Here is a 6,477-nt window from a genome sequence, read left to right as displayed (position 1 = left end):
ACTTTATGCTAAGGTTTATCGAGATTGTTGACACTACTATATTTATAAGTATACTTTGGTTTAAAGGTTTAGTTGTATAGGATATAATGCTCAAAGCAATCTTGGACTTCTTAATGGTTAATGTCCTTTTTCCTTTGATGAAAAAGAACGAAAAAATCATCGCTGTGAAATTGTATTTCACCTAATCATTTAGTCCTTTTCCATCCAAAATAATGTTAATGTATTTTTCTACTCTTGCAGATCTTGTTTTGGATTGTTTTGCACTTGAGAAATAGAGCAGATAAGCCCTTTGTCTTCCGGGTGTTAAAGATTCAAAAGCTTTCTTAAGAGACGGATCTTCATCAAGCCTTACCTGAAATTCCTCGGGAACATCATACTCTTTTGTCTTTTTCATCTCCACTTTTAAGCCAGCTTTTTCCACTTCTATAGCTTCATAGACATTGGTTATAATAATTTCCTGCTGTTCCTTAATTTCCTTAGAACTAGTGAAACGCATTTGTCTAGCGGACTGGACGTTTTCTGTTTGTTGAATGAGTAGATTTTCTGCGTTTTTTAGCAAGACACCTTTGAAGAATAGAATGGCACAATACTCCTTGAAAACATGGATCAAGACAATTTTATCACCTTCGTAAGTGTAGCAAGGACATCCCCATTTTAGTTCTTCTGCTAATTCGAGATCAAGCAGAATTTGTCGAAGCAAGGTGATCTCTTCTTTCCATCTTTCATTTTTCTCAAAGTAAAAATCAACTTTTGGATTCATAGTATTCTCTAATTAAGTTCAGTAATAGTTTTTCTGCTTGCAGGTCTGAAGAACCAAGATAATAAGGTTAAGACTAAGAGTAATAAAGGAGGCAAAATATATTGAATGGCATGCCCAGATACGAGGTGTGAAATGATAGCTCCACTCATAACGAAGAAAAAGCCAGCATAAGCCCATTCTTTAATTAGGGGAAATTTAGGAAGCAGTATTGCAATAACACCTAATATTTTCCAAATTCCAATAATGGTCATTAAATAAAGTGGGTAGCCAAGCTCTATAAAGTTATCCACCTCTTCCTTCATTTTGATTAGTTGAACAATTCCGGTAGAAAGCATTCCTAATGCCAACCAAATTGTAGTGACCCAATAAATGATTTTATTTTTATTCATGATCTAATTTTTTTACAATAGCTTGTAATCTATTATGTGCCATATTAATGCCTTGGGCAAATGGAAGTTGAAGCATTTGATTCTTATATTCCACGCTTTTATAGATAATGTGCATCTTCAACTCTGAAGTTTCTTCTGACACATGGTGAAAGGTGAGAAACTCTAATTGGACTGGAAAATTTGAATTCTCCATTTCGAATGTTCTTGTTATTTTTTTGTTTAAAACAAATTCATGGATTACACCATTAAAACCATGCTTATTCCCCATTGGATCTGTCGTTATAAACTGATAGCTACCATGCTTTCGGATGTCAAGCTTGATGACTTTCGTTCCCATCCATTGCGAAACGATATCTGGGTCTATAAATGCCTTGAAAAGTAAGTGGATTGGCAGGTCGAATGCTCGTGTAATGAGTAATTCTTGCTTGTCTTCGTCAGACTGAATTTGGGTTTTAATTTTCATTGGTCGCTTGATTGATGATTTTTCATAATCATTTACAGTTTGTTAAACCGGTCATCCCACATCTTTGCAAAAGGCATAAGCCATTCTGCAACTTCTTTCATTTTATTCGGATTGAAGTGATAGTATATTTCCCTTCCATTTTGTTGCTTATCCAGTAATTCACATTCAGTAAGAATCTGAATATGCTTAGAAATAGTTTGTCGAGAGGAGTCAAAATTAGCAGCAATCGCAGAAGGAGTCATAGCTTGCAATGCAATCAGTGCTAGAATAGATCTCCGAGTGGGGTCAGCAATGGCTTGAAAAATATCACGTCTTGTTTTCATTTATGCAGCTATTTGGCTGCTAATATAATGCAGTTGAATGACTGCACAAATAATTTCGTTGTTTTTATTTTAAGATTGCTATCTATTAATTAATAAACGCAGGGAATTTTAGAAAGGGTGTTTAGAGTTTTGTGTTGAATAACTTTCTATATAACTGGAAATCCTCAAATTTTTAAATCTAAATTGACATAAAAAAAAGAAATTCGTTTTCTGAATAATTAAAAAAGGAGAGCTCATTTTCTACATGAGCTCTCCCAATATTATTTACTTATAAAAATTAATTTAAAGCGGTAGTATACCCGTAATGAGCACATCTACAGTTACTGAAGCTGAAGCATCTACCTCTACTGCTCCAAGATCAAGCGAACCTATCAGATCAGCAATGAGCATCCCTTTTAATTCCACTTCGCCATCGCTCTTTTCTTCGTAAGCGCTATAATGAATTTCATACTCACCTTCCTCTAGAAAGTGTAGTTCATAGTTTCCATTCGCATCAAGAGATGAGCTGGTTACTGCATTAGCAAATTCAATATTGCTTTGACCTTGTCCTTGAACTTCTGCATTTCTATTATAGTCGCCTTTCTTGTAAGCATATACAACGATCTTATCACTACCAGTAATGATATCGTTGCAATTTCCTTTGATGATTCCGACATTTGATTTAGATACAACTCTAATTCCTGCTTCCATTTCTGCACTAGAGACAAATTCATATTTGTCATTTTCATTGTCTTCTTTTTTAATGCATTTTCTAAGATCAAAATCGAGAACAATTTGGGATTGGCTATCAGCTTCAACATTGAAGTTATGATTTACCGTAATTTCATTGGAGGTAGAAGCAAGCTTGTGCTTCACGCTTCCATTGTTCTCTTCTACATAGCAACCTGGTGAATTTCCATTTGCGTCTTCTTCAAAATCCAATACTAAAGTAATATTGCTGTAAGATTTAGCCTCGATATCGGTATCTGCAAGAAGCTTCGTATTTCCATTTTGGTAAGCTAAAATATCAATGGTCGTCTTATTGAAACCTTCTATAGACTTGCCATCTACTTTGATCTCTGAAATAGTTACAAATGCAGCACTAACATTAGCATCATCGATAGGTGCATCCGTAATTTCAAATTGTGCCGAACCTTTCAATTCTTCATTACTATCGTTATCTTTTTGGCATGAAGTAAGAAATGTGAATACACCAAGAAATGCGAACAGTAAACTGAAATTTTTGATTGTCATAAGTTTTATTTTGTTTAATAAATATTATAAAGTGATAGGAAAACGGAGGTGCTTTCTTGCAAATTGCTTCACTTTAGCTTAATGAATCGGAAGTGTCTTGTATGAGATTTAAAGCTAATTATGATGGAAAAATGATTCTTTTAAACAAGAAATGAGAGGATTAAAACAAGTAACTTTCAGAACCTATTCTATAAAATGAATGGAAATTTTACTTTAAAGGGATGCTTAATTTCTTGATAATCTAGCCTAATTTACCAGGTAATACAATGCAGTACTAAGCCAGTGGTATACTTCTTAGTTATGTCAATGTTAAGATTTTATCTGAATGAAAACTACTTGGAAACCGCTAATTCTAGACTATCGCATTTGTTTCTCATCTTTTCTAGCAATGTATTATAATCTTTTCTTAACGCAAGATTTTCTAATTGCTTCGGATCAGCTTTTAGATCATGCAAATACTCATAGGGAGGAACTTGCTCGTAGTAGTTGGCATAAACATATTGTTCTCCGCGAATTCCTACATACTTAGGGATTTGTTGATGTTCCATTCTATGTTCACACAAAAATTCTGTCCGCCAATTTTCAACTTTTTCATTATTTAAAAGTGGCAGTAGAGAAGCACCTTGGTATAGATCAGGTTGTGAAAGACCGGCGTAATCCATAATAGAAGCTGGTATGTCAATGTTTAAAGCAACTTGATCATTTGTTTTTCCGCGAGTGTCCTGAGGATTCCGTGGATCATAGATAACCAATGGAATCCTTAATGATTCTTCGTAGTGCGACCACTTCCCAGCAAATCCTCTATTTCCCATGTAGTATCCATTGTCCGCTGCAAAGATAATGATCGTATTCTGATCAAGTCCCTTTTCCTTTAAAACCGAAAGTACCCGTTTCATCACTTGATCATACCCACTGATCATCCGATAATAAGCACGCATGTTTGTTTGATACTTTTCCGGTGTATCCCAACGCCAAAAATATCTTTCTCGGCTCAGTGAATTTTTCATAAACTCCGGATGATTTTCGAATATTTCAGGATCTGATAATTCCGGCAATGGCATTTCAATATCTTCATACAGGTGGGCAACAGCTTTAGGATACGGATAATGTCCATCATTGCCAGGCGTTTTATTTCCATCGACGGCGTGAACCGCATTGAAGCTAATCGAAAGACAGAATGGTTGCTCTACAGACTGATGATTAATGAAATCTATCGCTTGGTCTCCCTTTATTTCAGCGGAATGCCTTTTGCTTCCATCTGGCAGATCTATAAAGTGTGGCCCAGATTTCGGGGAAGGTTTATAGAGGTCAAACATTTCTGGAAGCATACTATCTTGCTTTTCGAGTCGAATCCCGAATTTGCCAATGAATCCAGTCTTATATCCAGACTTTTTAAGGAGGTAGGGATATGATTGATGTACATATTCGGAGTTAATCGGATCTTTTCCAAAAGTGTATTCGTGTTTCTTTTCATAGAGGCCTGTGATAATGGAAGCTCTACTTGCTGCACATATTGATGTAGTAACGAAAGCATTAGTGAATCGCACACCATTTTCTGCTAAACTATCGACGGTAGGCGTCTGAATAATAGAATGCCCAGCGCAAGATAGCATGTCATTTCTTTGATCATCTACAAGGAAGAATAAAATATTAGGACGCTGATTAGGTTGCGTTTTTTCCTTTGTGCTAGCGATAAAAAGCATTGGTGCAACAATCAAAATAAGGATAATGACAGCTTTAATTTTCATAGTCATTCTATTCGTTTTCATTAATCAGAAACAAAATATACAATTCTCTTGATGACAGCGCTTTTTTAGCGATGTAATCAATTTTAATCAGTGTATATATTGTTCCGATCTTTCGACAACCTCAAATGGATAGCCGAATAGAAAAAGGAGAAGGGTGTAAAAAAGCAAAATTCACTCAGTCCTTTTATGTAAAAGTATCTGAATGAATTTATACTAGCAATCGAAAAATAGGCCAGTAAATTTTTGCTAACAATAGCTTACTCGAAACTTGCCCATTAATCTAAAATAGTCTTATTATGAATTGATAGCCAGGCTAGGCTTGATTTTATTATTATTTGCGTTTCCTCTGTATACCCAAGCAATTTGTGCTAATTGGCCAACGATTTTTACAGAGTCTTTCATGGATAATTTAGAACCATCAGCGTGAATCCATCTTTTTAGAGGTTGTTCGCATAACATTGCTTTAGCCTCATTTAATCCGAAATGTAGACTCATACGCTTAAATATTTCTACATCAAAGATCCATTGCGTTACGAACTTTTCACTGAATGCAATATCGATTACATCTTTATGAAATATCTTCGCTCCACATTGAGTGTCTTTGAAATCCATTTTTAGGATTTTTCGGATAATGAAGTTGATTGTTAAACTTATAATTTTACGTGCTGATTCCTTAGTAATATTGGCTCCCATTCTTGAAATTCTAGAACCACTGACAATTTTAAAATCGGAATTTTCGATCGTTTTAACCAAGTCATCAAAGTCGGCTAAGTCTGTAGATAAATCGGCATCTAAGAAACCAATGTAATCTAGATCTTCTTTCTTAGCCATATGCAACATCCCTAAACGTACCGCTTCCGCTTTTCCGCCATTCTTTTCACAATTATAGACAGAAATATAATCTTCTCTTCCTTTCTGAAGTTTATGTAAAACTTCTAATGTTTTATCCTTACTACCGTCATTAACAAAACACAAATGGTAACCTGAGTTTTCATCAAGGTAGTCCGTGAACTCTTTGCTCAATAATCTTTCTTCCTCATTATAACATGGTATCACTACACCTACACATCGCTCTTGAATTATTACATTATTCGTAGTAGCAACATCTGCTAATTCTGGCGCTCCAATTAATCTTTTAACTCGAAGACAGATTTCATTTAGGCTTAGTGGCTTTTTCATGTAATCGTCGATTCCTAATTCGAATCCTTCGGTAATAGTTTCATCTTTTGTATCACCTGATAATACCATGATTGGTGTTTCAGACTTTTCAGTTAATCTTATGTGTTTAACAATTTCCAAGCCTGATACGCCAGGCATATTGATGTCCACAATCACGAGATCTGGATTAAAAGTATCGAATAACTCGATTCCTTTAACTGCATCAGTTTCTATTTTTACTTCGTATCCTAATTCTACAAGGCGTTTCTGTAAAGGAAGTAAAACTAATTGCTGATCATCGATTGCTAAAACTTTCATAATAAGATATATTTTTTGTTATTGATAATGTAAAGTTACGTTAGATGACTCTTCAAATAATGAAAATTAGTTTAAGTGGAATTAA

At 34.8% G+C, this 6,477-nt stretch carries 7 protein-coding genes; all 7 read right to left on the bottom strand.

Features of this window, described 5'->3' with window-relative positions:
* Positions 1 to 181: 181 nt before the first annotated feature.
* Positions 182 to 760, bottom strand: a complete 579-nt coding sequence (locus L2586_RS07665; RefSeq protein WP_235292279.1) for a YdeI/OmpD-associated family protein — start codon at positions 758 to 760, stop codon at positions 182 to 184.
* 8 nt (positions 761 to 768) lie between these two features.
* Positions 769 to 1,149 (bottom strand): DoxX family protein, encoded by a 381-nt coding sequence (locus L2586_RS07660; protein ID WP_235292278.1) that lies wholly within the window; start codon positions 1,147 to 1,149, stop codon positions 769 to 771.
* Entirely contained in the window at positions 1,142 to 1,612 is a 471-nt protein-coding gene (locus L2586_RS07655; RefSeq protein WP_235292277.1) for an SRPBCC domain-containing protein, read from the bottom strand. The genes L2586_RS07660 and L2586_RS07655 overlap by 8 nt, the downstream gene beginning before the upstream one ends.
* A gap of 32 nt (positions 1,613 to 1,644) precedes the next feature.
* On the bottom strand, positions 1,645 to 1,935 hold the full coding sequence (locus L2586_RS07650) for an ArsR/SmtB family transcription factor (RefSeq protein ID WP_235292276.1): 291 nt from the start codon (positions 1,933 to 1,935) through the stop codon (positions 1,645 to 1,647).
* Between the two features lie 282 nt (positions 1,936 to 2,217).
* Positions 2,218 to 3,168: a DUF4382 domain-containing protein gene (locus L2586_RS07645; RefSeq protein ID WP_235292275.1), complete on the bottom strand. Its 951-nt coding sequence runs from the start codon at positions 3,166 to 3,168 to the stop codon at positions 2,218 to 2,220.
* Between the two features lie 332 nt (positions 3,169 to 3,500).
* Complete coding sequence (locus L2586_RS07640; RefSeq protein ID WP_235292274.1) at positions 3,501 to 4,916, bottom strand: sulfatase family protein; 1,416 nt, start codon at positions 4,914 to 4,916, stop codon at positions 3,501 to 3,503.
* A gap of 294 nt (positions 4,917 to 5,210) precedes the next feature.
* Positions 5,211 to 6,392 carry a response regulator gene (locus tag L2586_RS07635; RefSeq protein ID WP_235292273.1) on the bottom strand — a complete coding sequence of 394 codons (1,182 nt, stop codon included), beginning with the start codon at positions 6,390 to 6,392 and terminating at the stop codon, positions 5,211 to 5,213.
* Positions 6,393 to 6,477: the final 85 nt, after the last annotated feature.

This window comes from Portibacter lacus (assembly GCF_021533215.1).
GTDB lineage: Bacteria > Bacteroidota > Bacteroidia > Chitinophagales > Saprospiraceae > Portibacter > Portibacter lacus.
The sequence above is the reverse complement of the archived record's forward strand: the minus strand, read 5'-3'. Positions and strand labels throughout refer to the sequence as shown.